Origin of the sequence: Actinokineospora spheciospongiae, from assembly GCF_003182415.1 — a bacterium.
GTDB classification, from domain to species: Bacteria; Actinomycetota; Actinomycetes; order Mycobacteriales; family Pseudonocardiaceae; genus Actinokineospora; species Actinokineospora spheciospongiae.
On the sequence record NZ_QHCP01000005.1, the window covers coordinates 508206 to 523991 of the forward strand.

A 15786-nucleotide genomic window follows, 5' to 3' on the forward strand; every position below is an offset into this window, starting at 1 on the left:
CTGGCCATGCCGAACCCCTCCGGCGCAGCCGCCAACCCCCGGACCGGCGGCCTGGCGGCCGGCCATCCGAACTCCATTGGCGCAGCCGCTAACCACCCACACACCGCTGGCCCGGCGAGCAACTACCCGGCGGGTGGATGTCCTGAACGCAGGCCGGCCACCCCGAGAACCGTCGGCCCGGCGAGCGAATGCCCGGGTGGGTGGATGTGTTTGGCCGGGGGTGGCGATCATGTGACAGCCTGCCTGGGCGGTGGGGCATCTTTTCAGCCCCACCTGACGCACTGGAGCACATGATCGCCATAGGGGCCCCGGCCAAACACATCCACCCAGCCGGGCACCACCCACCAAACAACCGGGCTCGCGAAGGCACGGCCGAGCACATCCACCCACCCGGGCACACCCACCAAACCCACAGCAGCCAAAGGCCACAGCCAGGGCTGCGTGGACCTGCCGAGCCGGCGCGGCTCAGCCCCGGCGCAGCCGGTCCAGCATCGTCGACTTCCACTCGTCCAGCAGCCGGGTGCGCCGTTCCGCACCGCCGCCCATCATCGCGTCCAGGGCCAGGCCGCGGACCAGGTTCACGCTCAGCAGCATCAGCGTCTCCACCTCCGCTTCCGGCAGGTCGGCGCCCGTGGCCTGCCGGTAGAGCTGGAGGGTGGCGTGGCCCAGTGCCCGGTCCACCGGGCGCAGGGTTTCCCGCAGCTCCGCGTCGGTCCTGGCCGCCACCCACAGTTCCACCGCCGCCGTCGACAGGGTGCCGGAGTAGGCCTCCCAGAGCAGGTCGATGCCCTTGGCCACCCGCTCCGGGCCCGGGGGCAGCGTTTCCGCGGCGCTGGTCATCCCGCCGATGAGGCGGGCGAACAGGTGCTCCAGGGCGGCGGTCATCAGCTCGGCCTTGGTGGTGAAGTGGTGCTGCTGCGCGCCCCGCGACACCCCGGCCCGGGCCGCGATCTCCTGCACGGTCGTGCGGGCGTAGCCGAGTTCGACCAGGCACGCGACGGTGGCGTCGAGCAGGGCTTCGCGGGTCTGTTCGCTGCGCTCCTGCTGGGTGCGGTGGGTGCGCGTGGTCGTCACCTCGGCTGGCCTCCTCGGGTCCGCTCCCGGGTCACTTTACGGGCGGTCCGGTCAGCATGTACCTTCACGTCAGAACTTACATGCACCGCTGATTGTTTTATCATCGGTCCGCAACCCGGAGGTCTGTCGTGCCCGAGCGCTCCCCCTGGATGGACGAGGACCTGGACGCCTTCCGCGACCTGGCCCGCACCTTCTGCGAGAAGGAACTCACCCCGAACGTCGAGCGCTGGATCGAGAACAAGCAGGTCGACCGGGAGCTGTGGACCAAGGCGGGCGAGGTCGGGCTGCTGTGCCTGTCCATCCCCGAGGAGTACGGCGGCGGGGGCGGCACCTTCGCCCACGAGGCGGTGCTGCTGGAGGAGCAGGCGCGCGCCGGGGACAGCGGCTGGGGCGTCTCCCTGCACAACGGGATCGTCGCGCACTACGTGCTGGCCTACGGCACCGAGGAGCAGAAGCACGCCTGGCTGCCCAAGCTCGCCTCCGGCGAGTGGGTCGGCGCCATCGCGATGACCGAACCGGGCACCGGCTCGGACCTGCAGAACGTCAAGACCAGGGCGATCCGCGACGGCGACGACTACGTGGTCAACGGCGCCAAGACCTTCATCACCAACGGCAGCCAGGCCGACTTCGTCATCGTCGTGGCCAAGACCGACGCGAGCGAGGGCGCCAAGGGCATCTCGCTGATCGGGATCGAGACCGCCCGCGAGGGCTTCCGCCGGGGCCGGGTGCTGGACAAGATCGGCCTCAAGGCCCAGGACACGGCCGAGCTGTTCTTCGACGACCTGCGGGTCCCGGTGACCAACCTGCTCGGCAGCGAGGAGGGGCAGGGCTTCGTGCAGCTCATGCAGCAGTTGCCGCAGGAGCGCCTGATCATCGGCGTCTCCTCGGTCGTCTGCCTGGAGCTGGCCCTCCAGGAGACCCTGCGCTACACCAAGGACCGGCAGGCGTTCGGGCGGCCGGTGTTCAACTTCCAGAACACCAAGTTCGTCCTCGCCGAGGTCGCCACCGAGGCCAGGGTGTGCCGGGTGTTCCTCGACGACTGCATCGCCAAGCACCTGCGGGGCGAGTTGGACATCCCGACCGTGGCGATGCTCAAGTGGTGGACCAGCGACCGGGCGATGAAGGCCGTCGACGAGTGCCTGCAACTGCACGGTGGCTACGGCTACATGAGCGAGTACCCCATCGCGCGGATGTACACCGACCTGCGCGTGCAGCGGATCTACGGTGGCACCAACGAGATCATGAAGGAGATCATCTCCCGCACGCTCTGAGGTCCACCGGCACATGGATTGGTCTACGAAAGGGAACGAGAGCATGGGACCGCTCACCGGGATTCGGGTCGTCGAGCTGGCGGGGCTCGCGCCCGCGCCGTTCGCCTGCACCGTGCTGGCCGACCTGGGCGCCGAGGTGGTGCGGGTGGACCGGGCCCGGCCGGGCGCGGACGTGCTCTCGTTCCCCGACGACCCGCTGACCCGCAGCAGGCGGTGGATCGGCGTCGACGTCAAGGCGCCCGAGGGGCTGGAGCTGGTGCTGCGGCTGGTGGACCGGGCCGACGTGCTGGTGGAGGGCTTCCGGCCGGGGGTGGCCGAGCGGATGGGGCTCGGCCCGGACGCGCTGCTGGCCCGCAACCCCGGCCTGGTCTACGGGCGCGTCACCGGGTGGGGCCAGGACGGCCCGCTCGCGCCCACCGCCGGGCACGACATCAACTACATCGCCCTCGCGGGCGCCCTCGACCCGATCGGGGAGGCCGGGCGCAAGCCGGTGCCGCCGGTCAACATCCTGGGCGACTTCGCGGGTGGCGGGCTCGTGCTGGCCATGGGCGTGCTCGCCGCCCTGGTCGAGCGGCAGACCTCCGGGAAGGGCCAGGTCGTCGACACCTCCATGGTCGAGGGCGCCGCGTTCCTCACCACCCACCTGCACGGGCTGCGCAACATCGGGATGTGGCCCAACGGCCGCGGCGAGAACCTGCTCGACGGCGGTGCCCCGTTCTACGACACCTACGAGACCGCCGACGGCAAGTACGTGGCCATCGGCGCGATCGAGGCGCGGTTCTGGGCGGCGCTCGTCGGCGTCCTGGGCTGGGACCCGGACGGGGTGCCCGCGCACGTCGACCCGGCGAACTGGCCCGAGCTGCGCACCCGCCTGGCCGAGACGCTGCGCACCCGCACCCGCGACGAGTGGGCCGAGCTGGCCGGGGGCACCGACGCCTGCCTGAGCCCGGTGCTGACCCCGCAGGAGGCGACGACGCACCCGCACAACGTGGCCAGGGGGACGTTCGTCCAGGTGGCGGGCACCGCGCAGCCCGCGCCAACGCCGAAGTTCAGCCGCACCGCGCCCGCCGCGCCGACCGCGCCGAGCGACGCCCGCGCCGACACCGACGACGTGCTGGCCGGGCTGGGCGTGCCCGCCGACGACCTGGCGCGGCTCAGGGCCGCGGGGGTCATCGCCTGAGGCCGCGAGCGGGTCGGAACAACGAATGGCTGTGAGGACGCTTGTGGCATCCTCACAGCCTCGGTGTTGTGCTCGCGCGCCTGCTGGGCGCGCGGACTGGCCACGGGGGCCAGCGGCCCGCGGAGATCACTCCCCGGACGTGGACATTCTTATAACCGTTCCACAGTCCGTGGTGTCCACGGTCAGACAGTTGCGCAAAAGTGACACCGTTTCTGGGATCGGCGAGCGGCCGTTCACCGGGTCGAGCGCGCAGCGGCATGTCCCCCTGTGTGATCGGGTGGCTACTTCCGTAGAGTGATCCCGAAGCAACGCGAGTGGCATCCAGGCGAAATTCTCACGCTGGGTGTCGCCGCTTGGGGAAATACGGCCTGACAGCCACCACTGTGGTGGATCATGGGCGGGGGGTTCCGGGCCGGGCCCGGGCCGGAGCGGACGGAGTTGCCGATGAATGTCAAGAAGGTGGCGATCCTCGTGGTGGTCGCCCTGCTGCTCTTCTACGTCATCACCCAGCCGACCCAGGCCGCGGGCATGTTCCAGGGAATCCTGTCCTGGCTGCGCGACGGTGCCGAGGCGATCATCACCTTCCTGAAGAACCTCTTCGCCTGACGCGTGGGAAACCCCACATGTGAACTACCGGTCAGTTCTACTGACCGGTAGTTCACACTGCCCGCCAACGGAATCCCGGCGCGACCGTCCGCGTGGCACGGAGCCGCCCAACTCGGTCACCGTCTGTGATGATCTTCCTCGATCCGAAGATCCACACTGGACCGTCCGGGTGGATCTGGGGGTCAACGGCCCCAATCCCACAAATGGGTCGGCCTGGGGTCTGGTGAATTGTCGGTCCCTGGCCCTACGGTTTCAGCCATCGAGTGATCATGAGACCTCCAGGAGGCAGAATGCTCGACGATCCCGGGGTCGACGCCCTGGTCCGCCAGTGGACCGCCGAGCGAGCACAGGACGCGGAGGCCGTCGAGGCGAGCCGCATCGCGTCCGAGTGGCTCGCCGACGCGCCGGTCGTCACCACGCCCGGCATCCCCGGCCAGCGCGCCCGCGGCGGTTCGTCGCGGTGGGCGTCGGTCGAGGCCGCCGACCCGCGCTACCTCTCGGCCATGCGCGACCGCCTGCCCGACGTGCCGCACGAGCTGCTGGCCGCCGCCGCGGGCTGGTGGCAGATGGTCGGCGGGGTGGCGGAGGCCGAGGAGTGGTGGGACGCGGGCATGAGCCCGCTGGACCAGCGCGCCCTCGACTACCGCGCCGCGGGCCTGGCACCGTCGGACCTGTCGCGTCGGCTCGGACCGCTGACCGTGCTGGAGCACCTCCGCCGCGGCAGCGCCCCGGCCTGGTGCGTGGCCCGGTTGCAGCGCCAGCGCCGCGACGGCGCCGCCTGAGGTCCACCACCGCGACCGGTCGCCGCCCGGTGGGTGTTCCACCACCCGGGACGGGACCGACCCGGCGTGACAGCGCGTCCCGCGTAACGCCATGGTGTTCCTGTCGTTGATGCTGTGCGTCACCGGGTCCGTCCCGGCGACCGGAGCGGAACCAGGGCTGGAGCACGGTGGCGGACACGAAGACCCCGATCGCGGACCCGGCGGTGCGAACCCCGGGCGGGCTCCGGCGGTTCCGGTTCCCCCGGTTCCGCCCCGGCGGGGTCGCGGGCAGGCTGGCGGTGGTGGTCTTCGTGCTGGCCGTCGCGGCGGGCTCGGTGCTGGTGGTGCGGTCGGCGCTCACCCCGCCGCCCGGTCCACCCGCGCCCGAGATCCCGGCCGAGCAGGTCACCGCGGCTGCGGTCGAGCCCAACTCCGTCGTGCCCGCGCAGGGCGCCGACACCGCGGCGGCCCCCCGGCCGCAGGCGGTGCAGTCCGGCGCCGACCCGCTGCGGGTGTGGGCGGGGAAGCTCGCCGGTCCCACCGGTGTGCCCGCGCGCGCCCTGATGGCCTACGGCAACGCCGAGCTGGTCGTCCGGTCGAGCACCCCCGGCTGCCACCTGTCCTGGGCGACCCTCGCTGGCATCGGCCGCGTGGAGTCCGACCACGGCCGATACGCCGGGGCGGCCCTGGGCGATGACGGCCTGCCCTCCGAGCCGATCATCGGCGTGCCCCTCGACGGCTCCACGGGCGTCCGGGCCATCGCCGACACCGACGGCGGCCGCTACGACGGCGACCCGTCGCTCGACCGCGCCGTCGGCCCGATGCAGTTCATCCCCGCCACCTGGCGCGCCTGGTCCTCCGACGCCAACCTCGACGGCCGCGGCGACCCCCAGCAGATCGACGACGCCGCGCTCGCCGCGGGCCGCTACCTGTGCGCGGGCGGCCGCGACCTGGGCACCCCCACCGGCTGGTGGGCCGGGGTGTTCTCCTACAACAACTCGGTGCCCTACGGGCAGAAGGTCTTCGGCCTCGCCGACGGCTACGCCCGCGCGGGCGCCTCGGCCTGAGCCCTCCGGCCCGGCTCTCAGCCGCCCCGGGTTAGCATCGGTGCGTGCCCGGCCCGCGGAAGTTCGTCGTCGTCGCGGTCAGTGTGCTGTCGCTGGTCGCCTGCTGCGGCCTCGCCTACTGGCAGTGGCAGCGCTTCGAGTCGGCCAACGGCACCTTCCAGAACCTGGGGTACGTGCTCCAGTGGCCCCTGTTCGGCATCGCCCCCGCCTACATGTTCTGGCGGATGCGCAAGCTCGCCCAGCAGCAGCCCGCCGAGGCACCACCCGCGGTCGAACCACCCCCGCCCCCACCCGCCCGGCCACGGCCCGCCGCGGTGGACGACGAGGACGACGAACTCACCGCCTACAACCGCTACCTCGCTAGCCTGAACGCCCAGGAGCCCCGATGAGCATGACCGACGAGGAGAACCCGGCCCAGGCGGTCGCCGCCAAGGGCACCCGGGGGGCCCTCGCCCGCTACCGGGTCCTGGCCTACGTGGTGGGTGTGGGCCTGCTGGCCCTGGTCGCGGCCATGGTGCTCAAGTACGGGTTCGACAACACCGCGCCGCTGGCGGTCGTCGGCCCCGCGCACGGGTTCCTCTACATGGTGTACCTGGTCTTCACCTTCGACCTGGCGCTCAAGTCCCGCTGGTCGGTCAAGGGCACGCTGCTGGTGCTGATCGCCGGGATGATCCCGTTCGTGAGCTTCGTCGTGGAGCGCAAGGTCACCCACAAGGTCCGGGCGGGCGAGAAGCTGTAGCACGCGGAGTCCCGGTCGGTGGTCGCCCACCGACCGGGACTCCCGCGACTACGCCGTGCGCACTCGGTAGGGCGGGATCGTGTTGCCGCGCAGGGCGAGCGCGTCGATCGTCTCCGGGCGGTACGGGAGGGTTTCCAGGCGGGCGACCATGCGGTCGGTGGTGCCCGGGTCGGCTTCGGCGAGGCCGAACAAGAAAGCCCATTCGTGTTCGTCGGAGCCGTAGTACACCGTTTCGCCGAACACGTCGGCGAAGCGCTTCCAGGAGCGGACCAGCGTCTCGTTGCGCCACATGGTCTGGCAGCCCGCCTGGCACACCACGACGCCGCCGGGGGAGAGCAGGGACTTGCAGCGGGTGAGGAACTCCTCCTCGTACAGGCGGTTGTGCTGGGCGAACTCCGGGCGCTCGTCCGGCAGGTCGACCAGGACCACGTCGTAGCGCTCGGTGCACTCCTGGACGAACTTCCAACCGTCCGCGTAGTGCACGCGGACTGGGCCGGTGCCCTCGACGGCGGCGGCCAGCTCCTCCGGGGTGTAGCCGTAGGGCAGGTGTTCCGCGCACAGCTCGACCGCCTGGCGGTCGATGTCCACGTGGTCGACCACCGAGGCCCCGGCGGCGACGGCGATCTGGCTGACCACGCCCTCCGACGAGCCGACCACCAGGACCCGGTCCACCGACGGGACCAGCAGCAGGGCGGGCACCAGCAGGGCCTCGTGGTAGGTGAGCTGGCTGAACTCGGTGCTCTGCCGGTCGTCGTCGCAGAACAGGCTCAAGCCCTGGGCGGTGCGGCCGATGACCAGGTGCTGGAACTCGGTGCGGGTGTCCACGACGACCTCGGGCAGCTCCCACACCCGGGTCAGGCCCGCGCCCAGCGGTTCGACGACGTTCACGCGGCCGACCCCGCGGCCCGGACCCCGGGCGCCTGCACCGGGTGTCCCCTCAGGACCGTGCTGATCCGCGCGTCGGCCGCGCCGAGGCGGTCGCGCAGCAGCTCGGCGGCCAGTTCCGGGTCCGCGGTCTCGCCGCAGGTGAAGATGTCGACGAACATCGAACCGATCTCCGGGTAGGTGTGGATGGAGGCGTGCGACTCCGAGAGCAGCGCCAGGACGGTCACGCCCTGCGGCTCGAAGCGCTTGGACACCACGTCGCAGATGGTGGCACCGGCGGCCCGCAGCGCGCCCTCGAGGGTGTCGCGCAGAAAGCCCAGGTCGTCCAGCAGTGACGGGTCGATACCGTCGAACTCGGCGAGCACGTGCCTGCCCGCGAACTGGCCGACGCCCGGATCGGGCGCGCCGTCGTACGACATGGAACCTCCTACAAGGGGTGTTGTGTTGCTCAGCCGACGAAGTGCGTCGGCAGGGGCGGGAAACCGTTGAACGACACCGAGGAATAGCTCGCCGTGTAGGCACCCGCGTCGAGGATGTCGACGTGGTCGCCCGCTCGCAGCGCCAACGGCAGACGATACGGGGTGTGCTGGTAGATCACATCATCCCCGTCGCAGGTGGGGCCCGCGAGGATCACCGGGCCGTCCGGTGCGCCCGGGTGGCCGGTGCGCAGGCGGTACGCGATGTACTCGTTCTCCGTCTCCGCCAGCCCCGAGTACCGCCCGATGTCCAGGTATACCCAGCGGTGCTCGTCGGTATCCGCCTTCCGCGACACCAGCACGACCTCGCTGCGGATCACCCCCGCCGTGGCCACGACGGCCCGGCCGGGCTCGACGACCAGCTCGGGCACCTCGGCGAAGTGCTCGGCGACGGCCGCGCGGATCGCCGCGGCGTGCTCGGCCAGCGGTGGGGCGGGCTCGGCGTAGCCGGTGGGGAACCCGCCGCCCAGGTTGAGCACCGGGGTCGGCACGCCCCGCGCGGCCAGCTCCCGGGCGATCCCGGCGGCCTGCGCGATGCCCGCCACCCACGCGGCCGGGTCGCGGTGCTGGGAGCCGACGTGGAAGCAGGCGCCGTCGACGACCAGGCCCAGCTCGGCGGCCCTGGCCAGCAGCCGCACCGCCATCGCGGGCGCGCAGCCGAACTTCGCCCCGAACGGGGTGCCCGAGGCGGGCGCGTCGACCAGGAACCGGCAGGCCACCCGGGACCCCGGGGCGTGCGCGGCCAGGTTCTCCAGGTCGCCGTCGGAGTCGAAGGTGAACCGGCGGACGCCGCGGGCGTGGGCGTACGCGACGTCGGCGGCCTTCTTGATCGGGTTCCCGTAGGACAGGTCCGCCGGGTCGGCGCCCCGGTCCAGGCACAGGTCGATCTCGCCGGTGCTCGCCACGTCGAACCCGGAGCCCTCGGCGACCAGCGCGGCCACCACCTCCGGCGCCGGGTTGGCCTTGACCGCGTACAGCACCCCGGCCTCGGGCAGGGCCGCGCGCAGCGCGCGGTAGTTGGACCGTACGGTGTCCAGGTCCATCACCAGGCACGGCGTCGCGGGCGCGTTGTCGTCGAGGAACGCGCGCAGCCGCGGGACGGCCTCGGAGGTGTCGAGCACGGCGTGCACTGTAATACCGCCCCCGCCGGTCACCGGACGCCGTGGCCATGGCCACACCGAACAGCCTGGTCGTACCATCCGGCCGCGCCGGGGCGGCCGGGCCCCGGCGCGGGTCCCGGCGGGCGGTCGGGTCGGGGCCCGCGACCCACCCCGGCGGCGCCGACCGGGGCGCGCGGCCCGGGTCGACGCCCACCGCGACCGGGTCTGCCGCTCACCGGCCCAGCCCGGTGAGCGAGCGGACCTCCATCTCCTTCTGCAACGCGGGGTCGGCCTTCTCCCGGCCGAAGAGCGTGCCGAGGTACCCGCAGACGAACGACACCGGGATCGAGACGATGCCCGGGTTCGACAGCGGGAACACCGCGAAGTCCACATCGGACACGATCGACGTCGGCGAGCCGGACACCACCGGGGACAGCACCACCAGCAGCAGGCAGGAGCCCAGCCCGCCGTACATCCCCCACAGCGTGCCGCTGGTGTTGAACCGCTTCCAGAACAGCGAGTACAGCAGCGTCGAGAGGTTCGCCGAGGCGGCGAAGGCGAACGCCAGCGCCACCAGGAACGCCACGTTCTGCCCGTTGGCCAGGATGCCGCCGACGATGGCCAGCACCCCGATCACCACCGCGGTGATCCGGGCGACCTTGACCTCCGACCCCGGCGCCGGCTTGCCCTTGCGCAGGATGTTGGCGTACACGTCGTGGGCGAACGACGCCGACGCGGTGATCGTCAGCCCGGCGACCACGGCCAGGATCGTGGCGAACGCCACGGCCGCCACGATGCCCAGCAGCACCGTGCCGCCGATCTCGAAGGCCAGCAGCGGCGCGGCGGCGTTCTCCCGCCCGGTCGAGTCCAGGATGCGCTCGGAGCCGACCAGCGCCGACGCGCCGTAGCCGATGACCAGCGTGGCGGTGTAGAAGACGGTCATCGTGCCCACCGCCCACACCACCGACCGGCGCGCCTCGCGGGCGTCGGGCACGGTGTAGAAGCGCATCAGCACGTGCGGCAGCCCGGCCGCGCCCAGGACCAGCGCCAGCGCCAGCGAGATGAAGTCCAGCGTGGTGGTCGAGGTCTTGCCGTACTGCACGCCGGGGCCGAGCACCTTCTCGCCCTTGGCGTTGTTGGTGGCCGCCTGCTCCAGCAGCGCGCTCAGGCTGAACCCGAACTTGCCCAGCAGGAACACCGTCATCAGCACCACGCTGAGGATCAGGATGGCGGCCTTGATGATCTGCACCCAGGTGGTGCCCTTCATCCCGCCGACCAGCACGTAGAAGATCATGATCAGGCCGACCACGGTGATCACCACCGCCTGCCCGCCGGAGCCGTGCACGTCCAGCAGCAGCGCCACCACCGCGCCCGCGCCCGCCATCTGCGCGAGCATGTAGAACAGGGAGATCACCAGGGTGGAGGTGGCCGCGGCGGCGCGGACCGGGCGCTGCCGCATCCGGAAGGCGAGGACGTCGCCCATGGTGAACCGACCGGTGTTGCGCACCAGCTCGGCGATCAGCAGCAGGTTCACCAGCCAGGCGACCAGGAACCCGATCGAGTAGAGGAACCCGTCGTAGCCGTTGATGGCGATGGCGCCCGCGATGCCGAGGAACGACGCCGCGGACAGGAAGTCGCCGGACAGCGCGATGCCGTTCTGCACGCCGGTGAACCGGCCGCCCGCGGCGTAGTAGTCGGCGGCGGAGCTGTTGCGGCCGCTGACCTTGTAGACGATGTAGAGCGTGATCAGCACGAACCCGGCGAACACGGCGGTGTTGAGCACCGGGTCGCCGACACCGGTCGGGCCGGTGTCCTGGGCCAGGGGGATCAGGGCGCGGGTGGTCACGGTGCCTCCTCGGCGGCGGCGCGCACCTCGGCGGCCAGCGGGTCCAGCCGCGTGCGCGCCCAGCGGGTGTAGCCGAGCGTGATCAGCAGCGTGGTGGCGAACTGCCCGAGGCCGAGCAGCAGCCCGACCGTGATCGACCCGGCGACGCGGGTGGCCATCAGGTCGGGTGCGTAGGCGGCGAGCAGCACGTAGGTCAGGTACCAGGCGAGGAACAGCCCGGTGACGGGGAAGACGAACCGGCGGAACCGGCGGCGCAGGCCGGTGAAGGCGGCGCTCGCGTGCACCGCGGCGTAGTCCGGGCCGGGTGCCGGGCCCGCCCCGCGGGCGGCGGGGGGGCGGTCGACCCCGCCGAAGGTGGCGCCGCCTGCCCGGCGCGGCGGCGCGGACGTGGGTGGGACGACCTCGGTCATGCATTCCTCCGGGGGAGAGGTATGAGACGGGGAATGTTTCGCGGCCGAATGGCCGGGCGACATGTTAACCACGGCGGGGCGGAACAACCTAATGCACATCGATTCGGTCTGCGGAACGAGAAGTCGGCGATTTCGGTACGGTTGTCCGCATACACCACACGTAATGGTGAATTTGGGGGTCACGTTGCGTTGTGGAAGTTGCAGCCCTTCGCTGCTCGTTCTGCCCGAGGGTGGGGCGCCGAGTGGCGGGGTGATCGCCGACATGGGCGGTGTGCGGCCATTTCGCCTGCTCAGGGTACCCTTTTTCGGGTCCGGGAGACGCCTGTGTCGTGGCTGGAATCGGGGTACCCGATCGTGCGACTCAAGTCGGCAGAATCTCCGCAGAGTGACGAAAAGGGCACTCCGTACGGTCTAAAGTGGTCACAAGGTGGCCCTGGAAAGGCTTTGTCGAGCCTGTTCCGGTCCGTTCTCGCTGGTCAGCAATGGTGTCGTCAAGCCAATTCCAAGATCGCCGGATTGGGGTACGCTTCTGGCTCAAGTTCCACCGGAGATCGCCGATGACCGACTGGTGACCCGGTCTCCGTTGACGGAACCCCGCGAATGCCCTGTTGTCCCCAGTGCTGTCCATGATCCCCCGTGGAAGGAGAGCGGCGCGGTGAAGGTGTTGTTCCGACGGCGAGGTAGGACCGTCGTGGGAGGACGCGCGTGACCGTGACCGCCTCCCAGACCCCGTCCCAGACCACCGCAGGCCCCGACTCCCAGGACCGGGCCGGTCCCCGGACCGGCCGCGCCGACCACTCCGGGCCGCCCCCGCGCCGGACCGCAGCCGGTGGGGAAGCCGGCGAGCGCTCCGCGTGGGCCGCGCTCGTCCGCTGGCGCGACTGGACCATCCCGGTGAAGCTCGGCGCGGTCATCCTCGTGCCGGTCGTGTTCGCCGTCGTGCTCGGCGCGCTGCGCATCGGCGACCAGGTCGACCGCGCCGACACCTACCGCGACGTCGACCGCGTCGTCGCGGTCACCGACTCGCTGCGCCGCGTGATCAACTGGGTCCAGGTCGAGCGCACCAAGTCCGCGGTGCTGCTCACCGGCGGCTACGGCGACATCGCCGGGGCCACCGCGGGCGAGCGGCAGAGCGTCGACTACGCCCGCCAGCAGCTTCGCAACGCGGTGCAGCGGGCCGACTTCACCTCCGAGGTCACCCGCGCCCGCTACGCCGACGTCGTCGACGCCCTGGGCAGGCTCGACGCCCTGCGCACCCCGGTCGCCGCGGGCTCGGTCGACAGCGCCACCGCGATCGAGCAGTACACCTCGGTCACCGACGCGCTGCTCGACTTCGACCGCGCCGCCGTCGAGGAGATCGCCGACAGCGGCCTCGCGGGCACCGCCGCCGCGCTGCACCAGCTCGACGCCACCCAGGAGGAGATCCGCTACCAGTGGGCCCAGGTCGCGGTCGGCATCGCCCGCGGCGGGCTCAACGCCGCCGACACCGCCGCCCTGCGCACCTCCCAGGCCCGGCTCGACGACCACGTGGCGGCCTTCGTCTCGCTGGCCACCGCCGAGCAGCGCGCCGAGTACGAGCGGCAGCTCGCCGTCCCGGCCGCGCAGACCCGCGCGGACCTGCTGCGGCTGGTCCTCATCGACCCCGCCACCCCGGCCGACGACGAGGACGAGGAGGAGGGCCCGGCGCCGCTGCCGGTGGCCGCGGCCGACTGGGACGTGGCCTCCGACCAGACCTCGGCCCGGCTCAGCGCGGTCGGCGCCACCCTCGGCGAGCGGATCAAATCCGAGTCCGACGCGCTGCAGAACGCCGCCAGCGACGCCGCCGGGCTCGCCTCGGTGGTGCTGATCCTGGCGCTGGTGCTGGCCGCGGCCATCATCGTGCTGATCGGCAGGCAACTGCTGCGCTCGCTGGCCGAGCTGCGCCGCGGCGCGCTCGACGTGGCCCGCAACCGCCTGCCCGCGGCGGTCGCCCGCATCCGCGACGGCGGGCAGGCCGACATCGGCGCGGTGGAACCGATCGCGGTGCCCTCGGCCGACGAGGTCGGGCAGGTGGCGCGCGCCTTCGACGCGGTGCACGAGCAGGCGCTGCGGCTGGCCGGTGAGCAGGCCGCGCTGCGCGCCAACTACGGCAACGTGTTCGTCAACCTCTCGCGCCGCAGCCAGGGCCTGGTCCAGCGCCAGCTACACCTGCTGGAACGGCTCGAGCGCGACGAGGAGGACGCCGACCAGCTCGACACGCTGTTCCAGCTCGACCACCTCGCCACCCGGATGCGCCGCAACAACGAGAACCTGATGGTCCTCTCCGGCAGCGAACCGGGCAGGCGCACCCAGCAGCCCGCGCCGCTGGCCGACCTGCTGCGCGCCGCGGTCTCGGAGATGGAGCAGTACCAGCGGGTCGTCATCCAGTCGCCGCCGACGGTGCTCGTCGTCGGCTACGCGGTCGGCGACCTGGTCCGGCTCGTCGCCGAACTGCTCGACAACGCCGCCGCGTTCTCCGCCCCCACCACCCAGGTCACCATCGCCAGCCACCACACCGACGGCGGCTCGGTGCGGATCGAGGTCGTCGACCGCGGCATCGGCATGCGCGACGACGAGTTCGCCGACGCCAACCGCAGGCTGGCCGACGCGGGCACCGTGGACGCCTCCACCGCCCGCCGGATGGGCCTGTTCGTGGTGGGCAGGCTCGCCTCCCGGCACGGGGTGCAGGTCCAGCTCCGGCCGGGCAACCAGTCCGGCACCCGGGCCACCGTGCTCATCCCGGCCGACCTGGTCACCTCCAACGTCGTCGACCTGCCCCCGGTGCCGCCGAAGGCCCCCGCCCCCACCACCCCGCCCGGCGGCCTCCCCCGCGGCACCACCAGCCCCGCCAACGGCAGCGGCCCGACCAACGGCAGCGGCCCCGCCACCGGCGTCAACGGCAACGGCGCCCCAGGTGCGGGCCGAGGCGCCAACGGCACCGGCCGCGCCCCGAACGGCAGCGGCGCGAACGGCAGCGGCGCGAACGGCCGGGGTGTCAACGGCGGCCACGGCGTCAACGGTGGCGGCGTCAACGGCAGCAACGGGAGTGCCCGCGGTGCCAACGGGACCGGCCTGCTCGGCGGCACCGGGAGCCGCGCCAACGGCGCCCCCCGGCACAGCGGTCCGACGAACGACGGGTCCAACGGCAGCGCCGTCAACGGTTCCACGAACGGCGCCACCGCCAACGGGAACCGGGTGAACGGCAACGGCGCCAACGGCTCCGCCGCACCCACCCAACGGCCCACCCCACCCCCCAACCCCATCAAGCCGACCCCGTTCATCAAGTCGACGCGGCCCGCCAAGCCGACGCCACCGAACGGTTCCGCCAAGCCGACCCCGCCCACCAAGGCCGACAAGCCCGCCACCGGCGGCCTGCCCCGGCGCACCCCGGCGGCCCCGCGCACCGGCGGCGACGGCGCCCGGATGCCGGAGGCGGTGCCGCCGCCGCGCGAGCCGGAGGCCGCCAAGCCCGTCGTCGACCACGTCCCGCTGCCCAGGCGGGAACCGCGCAAACCCGCCGAGCACCCGCCCGCCCCGGACTCCGGAACCCGGCTGTTCGACCCGATGCCCGCGGTCGAGCAGACCGGCTGGTGGGACACGCCCCCGGTGACCGGCCGGACCCCCGGCGCGGCCCGGCCGGTCGACGCCCTGCACGAGACCACGCCGATCTTCGACGAGATGATCTCGGCCTGGTTCCGCTCGGTCACCGACGACCCGACCTCGCGCCCAGAGGACCTGCGCACGCCGCCGACCACGGGCTGGGACTTCGCCGCCGACCGGGGTTTCAGCACCGCCCAGGCGGTCGCGGCCACCACCCCGGAGGACTTCACCGACACCGGGCTGCCGCGCCGCACGCCGCGGCGCAACCTGGTGCCCGGCAGCATCGGGCAGCCCCCCGCGGCCCGCGCGCTGCCCCCCGGCGCCCCGGTCGGCTCCCGCGACGCGGCCGAGCTGCGCGAACGGCTCTCCAGCTACCAGCGCGGCATCCACCGGGCGCGCGGTGCCCACGCGCCCGCCGCACCCGAACCGGTCGGCCCCGACCTGCGCGGCGCGGGCTGGCGGATCTCCGCCGACACCGACCCCGCCGAGGTCGCCGACGGCGGGCTGCCCCGGCGCACCCCGCGCGAGCGGCTGCTGCCCGGCAGCGTCGACGAGACCCGCGCGCAGTCGGGCGGCCCGCTGATGGAGCGCGACGCCGCGGCGCTGCGCTCCCGGCTGGGCAGCCTGCAGCGGGGCATCGGCCGCGGCCGGGAGAGCCTCGCCCGGCGCGGCGGCCCGGACGACCCGGAACCCGGACGTGGGTGGACCTGACCCGGTGCGCACCCAGAACACAGTGAAGACGAGGAATGGAGC

General features: G+C 72.6%; 14 protein-coding genes. 8 read left to right on the forward strand and 6 right to left on the reverse strand.

Translation table 11 applies throughout. The features are described 5' to 3' along the window. Nucleotides 1-465 precede the first annotated feature (465 nt). Entirely contained in the window at nt 466-1074 is a 609-nt protein-coding gene (locus tag DFQ13_RS16515) for a TetR/AcrR family transcriptional regulator (RefSeq protein WP_035288574.1), read from the reverse strand. A gap of 149 nt (nt 1075-1223) precedes the next feature. Here DFQ13_RS16515 and DFQ13_RS16520 point away from each other — a divergent pair, with 149 nt between their 5' ends. From DFQ13_RS16520 to DFQ13_RS16550, 7 genes are all read left to right on the forward strand, one after another. Continuing rightward, nucleotides 1224-2345, forward strand: a complete 1122-nt coding sequence (locus DFQ13_RS16520; protein WP_200873497.1) for an acyl-CoA dehydrogenase family protein — start codon at nt 1224-1226, stop codon at nt 2343-2345. A gap of 43 nt (nt 2346-2388) precedes the next feature. Continuing rightward, complete coding sequence (locus DFQ13_RS16525; protein ID WP_035288577.1) at nt 2389-3525, forward strand: CaiB/BaiF CoA transferase family protein; 1137 nt, start codon at nt 2389-2391, stop codon at nt 3523-3525. 444 nt (nt 3526-3969) lie between these two features. After that, nucleotides 3970-4131, forward strand: coding sequence for a hypothetical protein (locus DFQ13_RS16530; RefSeq protein ID WP_181400006.1), 162 nt, complete (start codon nt 3970-3972; stop codon nt 4129-4131). 290 nt (nt 4132-4421) lie between these two features. Next, on the forward strand, nt 4422-4913 hold the full coding sequence (locus DFQ13_RS16535) for a hypothetical protein (RefSeq protein WP_035288579.1): 492 nt from the start codon (nt 4422-4424) through the stop codon (nt 4911-4913). Between the two features lie 167 nt (nt 4914-5080). Continuing rightward, nucleotides 5081-5959: a lytic transglycosylase domain-containing protein gene (locus DFQ13_RS16540; RefSeq protein ID WP_407643172.1), complete on the forward strand. Its 879-nt coding sequence runs from the start codon at nt 5081-5083 to the stop codon at nt 5957-5959. A 44-nt stretch (nt 5960-6003) separates the two neighbouring features. After that, nucleotides 6004-6348, forward strand: coding sequence for a hypothetical protein (locus DFQ13_RS16545; protein ID WP_181400007.1), 345 nt, complete (start codon nt 6004-6006; stop codon nt 6346-6348). Beyond that, nucleotides 6345-6698 carry a DUF3817 domain-containing protein gene (locus tag DFQ13_RS16550; RefSeq protein ID WP_035288580.1) on the forward strand — a complete coding sequence of 118 codons (354 nt, stop codon included), beginning with the start codon at nt 6345-6347 and terminating at the stop codon, nt 6696-6698. Before DFQ13_RS16545 ends, DFQ13_RS16550 begins: the two co-directional genes overlap by 4 nt. A gap of 48 nt (nt 6699-6746) precedes the next feature. Here the strand turns inward: DFQ13_RS16550 and DFQ13_RS16555 are convergent, their stop codons facing one another. The 5 genes from DFQ13_RS16555 to DFQ13_RS16575 form a co-directional block, all read right to left on the reverse strand. Beyond that, on the reverse strand, nt 6747-7586 hold the full coding sequence (locus tag DFQ13_RS16555) for a spermidine synthase (protein ID WP_035288581.1): 840 nt from the start codon (nt 7584-7586) through the stop codon (nt 6747-6749). After that, nucleotides 7583-8002, reverse strand: a complete 420-nt coding sequence (gene speD / locus DFQ13_RS16560) for an adenosylmethionine decarboxylase (protein WP_052021902.1) — start codon at nt 8000-8002, stop codon at nt 7583-7585. Before speD ends, DFQ13_RS16555 begins: the two co-directional genes overlap by 4 nt. 29 nt (nt 8003-8031) lie before the next feature. Further along, complete coding sequence (locus DFQ13_RS16565) at nt 8032-9189, reverse strand: type III PLP-dependent enzyme (protein WP_233438460.1); 1158 nt, start codon at nt 9187-9189, stop codon at nt 8032-8034. Nucleotides 9190-9391: 202 nt separating this feature from the next. Next, the gene (locus DFQ13_RS16570; protein WP_233427879.1) at nt 9392-11005 is read right to left on the reverse strand and encodes a solute symporter family protein; all 1614 of its coding nucleotides are present in this window, start codon (nt 11003-11005) and stop codon (nt 9392-9394) included. Beyond that, nucleotides 11002-11415 (reverse strand): DUF485 domain-containing protein, encoded by a 414-nt coding sequence (locus DFQ13_RS16575; RefSeq protein ID WP_110080413.1) that lies wholly within the window; start codon nt 11413-11415, stop codon nt 11002-11004. The genes DFQ13_RS16570 and DFQ13_RS16575 overlap by 4 nt, the downstream gene beginning before the upstream one ends. A 705-nt stretch (nt 11416-12120) precedes the next feature. Here DFQ13_RS16575 and DFQ13_RS16580 point away from each other — a divergent pair. Next, nucleotides 12121-15744: a nitrate- and nitrite sensing domain-containing protein gene (locus DFQ13_RS16580; protein WP_110080414.1), complete on the forward strand. Its 3624-nt coding sequence runs from the start codon at nt 12121-12123 to the stop codon at nt 15742-15744. Nucleotides 15745-15786 lie beyond the last annotated feature (42 nt).

Bases quoted from the DNA above. Each gene is read 5' to 3' on its own strand.
- DFQ13_RS16520 (WP_200873497.1), top strand. From the start codon at position 1,224: ATGGACGAGGACCTGGACGCCTTCCGCGACCTGGCCCGCACCTTCTGC.
- DFQ13_RS16525 (WP_035288577.1), top strand. From the start codon at position 2,389: ATGGGACCGCTCACCGGGATTCGGGTCGTCGAGCTGGCGGGGCTCGCG.
- DFQ13_RS16530 (WP_181400006.1), top strand. From the start codon at position 3,970: ATGAATGTCAAGAAGGTGGCGATCCTCGTGGTGGTCGCCCTGCTGCTC.
- DFQ13_RS16535 (WP_035288579.1), top strand. From the start codon at position 4,422: ATGCTCGACGATCCCGGGGTCGACGCCCTGGTCCGCCAGTGGACCGCC.
- DFQ13_RS16550 (WP_035288580.1), top strand. From the start codon at position 6,345: ATGAGCATGACCGACGAGGAGAACCCGGCCCAGGCGGTCGCCGCCAAG.
- speD (WP_052021902.1), bottom strand. From the start codon at position 8,002: ATGTCGTACGACGGCGCGCCCGATCCGGGCGTCGGCCAGTTCGCGGGC.
- DFQ13_RS16575 (WP_110080413.1), bottom strand. From the start codon at position 11,415: ATGACCGAGGTCGTCCCACCCACGTCCGCGCCGCCGCGCCGGGCAGGC.